A 2,145-nucleotide genomic window follows, 5' to 3' on the forward strand; every position below is an offset into this window, starting at 1 on the left:
GACCTCGAACCGGAGCTGGTCGGCGAACTCGTCGATCTCGTCGTCCGGGATGCCCCGGTCGGCCGCCGCGCGGCGGAATTGCTCGTAACGATCCATGGCGCGGCATGATCGCAGACGGTGCGAGCGTTCCTCGGGTCGGGCGGGGCCGCCGGGCGCCGGTCGGCGTGGCCCGGGTCGAGGTCACGCGCCCGGGGTGGCCCACCTCGATACGATGTGCGGTCGACGAGAGCCGGACAGAGAGGACGGACGTGGAAACGCTCGAGTTCCAGTCGGAGGCGCGCCAGCTCCTCCAGCTGATGATCCACTCGATCTACTCGAACAAGGACACGTTCCTGCGCGAGCTGGTCTCCAACGCGTCGGACGCGCTGGACAAGCTGCGCCTGGAGACGTTCCGCGACAAGGACCTGACCGCGGACACCTCCGACCTGCACATCGCGATCGAGGTGGACCGCGAGCAGCGGACGCTCACGGTCCGCGACAACGGCATCGGCATGACCCGCGACGACGTGGTCAACCTGATCGGCACCATCGCCAAGTCCGGCACGGCCGAGTTCCTCACCAAGCTGAAGGAGGCCAAGGACGCCGCCGCCTCGCAGGACCTGATCGGCCAGTTCGGCATCGGCTTCTACTCGACGTTCATGGTCGCGGACAAGGTCACGCTGGTGACCAGGCACCCGCGGTCCGCCGAGGGCGTGCGGTGGGAGTCCAGCGGCGAGGGCACTTACACGGTCGAGGACGTCGCGGACGCGCCGCAGGGCACCGCCGTCACCCTCCACCTCAAGCCCGCCGACGAGGAGGACCAGCTCCCGGACTACACCTCGACGGCCAAGCTCACCGAGATCGTCAAGCGCTACGCCGACTTCATCACCTGGCCGATCCGGCTGGCCAAGGGCGACGACGCCGAACCCGAGGTGGTCAACTCCCGCAAGGCGCTGTGGGCGCGCCCGGCGAGCGAGGTCACCGAGGACGAGTACGCCGAGTTCTACCGGCACGTCAGCCACGACTGGAACAAGCCGCTGGAAACCATCCGCATGAAGGCGGAGGGCACGTTCGAGTACCAGGCGCTGCTGTTCATCCCGTCGCAGGCCCCGCTGGACCTGTTCATGCGCGAGCGCAAGCGCGGCGTGCAGCTCTACGTCAAGCGCGTCTTCATCATGGACGACTGCGAAGAGCTGATGCCGGAGTACCTGAGGTTCGTCAAGGGCGTGGTGGACGCCCAGGACCTCTCGCTGAACGTCTCGCGCGAGATCCTCCAGCAGGACCGCCAGATCCAGCTGATGCGCCGCCGCCTGGTCAAGAAGGTGCTGTCCACCGTCAAGACCATGATGGCGGACAAGCCGGAGGCCTACGAGACGTTCTGGCGCGAGTTCGGCGCGGCCGTGAAGGAGGGCCTGCTCGCCGACGCCGAGAACCGCGACGCCATCCTCGGCATCGCCTCGTTCGACTCCACCCACGACGCGGAGGAGAAGACCACGCTCGCGCAGTACGTCGAGCGGATGAAGGAAGACCAGCAGCACATCTACTACATGACCGGCGACTCGCGGGCCACGGTCGAGAACTCGCCGCACCTGGAGGCGCTGCGCGCCAAGGGCTTCGAGGTGCTGGTCCTCACCGACCCGATCGACGAGATGTGGGTCGACGCGGTGCCCGGGTTCGAGGGCAAGACCTTCCAGTCGATCGCCAAGGGGCAGGTCGACCTGGAGACCGAGGAGGAGAAGAAGGAGGCCGAGGAGCGGCAGAAGGACTTCGCCGACCTGCTGGCGTGGATGACCACCACCCTGGAGGAGAAGGTCAAGGAGGTGCGGCTGTCGTCGCGCCTGACCACCTCGCCCGCGTGCGTGGTCGGCGACGCCCACGACCTCACCCCGACCCTGGAGAAGATGTACCGGGCGATGGGGCAGGAGCTGCCGCCGGTCAAGCGCATCCTGGAGCTGAACCCGACCCACCCGCTGGTCGTCGGCCTGCACCAGGCGTTCGCGGCCCGCGAGGACCACGACGGGCTGGCCGGGACCGTGGAGCTGCTGCACGGCATGGCGCTGCTCGCGGAGGGCGGCGAGCTGACCGACCCGGCCCGCTTCGTGCGGCTGCTGTCGGACCACCTCCAGCGCACGCTGTGACCGGCCGGGGCGGGGTGGCGGGCACACC

1 protein-coding gene is annotated in these 2,145 nt (G+C 68.5%); it reads left to right on the forward strand.

The features are described 5' to 3' along the window. The first annotated feature begins 248 nt into the window (after positions 1-248). Complete coding sequence (gene htpG, locus ACFV4N_RS43080; protein WP_499678476.1) at positions 249-2,117, forward strand: molecular chaperone HtpG; 1,869 nt, start codon at positions 249-251, stop codon at positions 2,115-2,117. The last annotated feature ends 28 nt before the right edge of the window (positions 2,118-2,145 follow it).

The organism is Actinosynnema sp. NPDC059797 (assembly GCF_042732085.1).
Classification (GTDB): domain Bacteria; phylum Actinomycetota; class Actinomycetes; order Mycobacteriales; family Pseudonocardiaceae; genus Actinosynnema.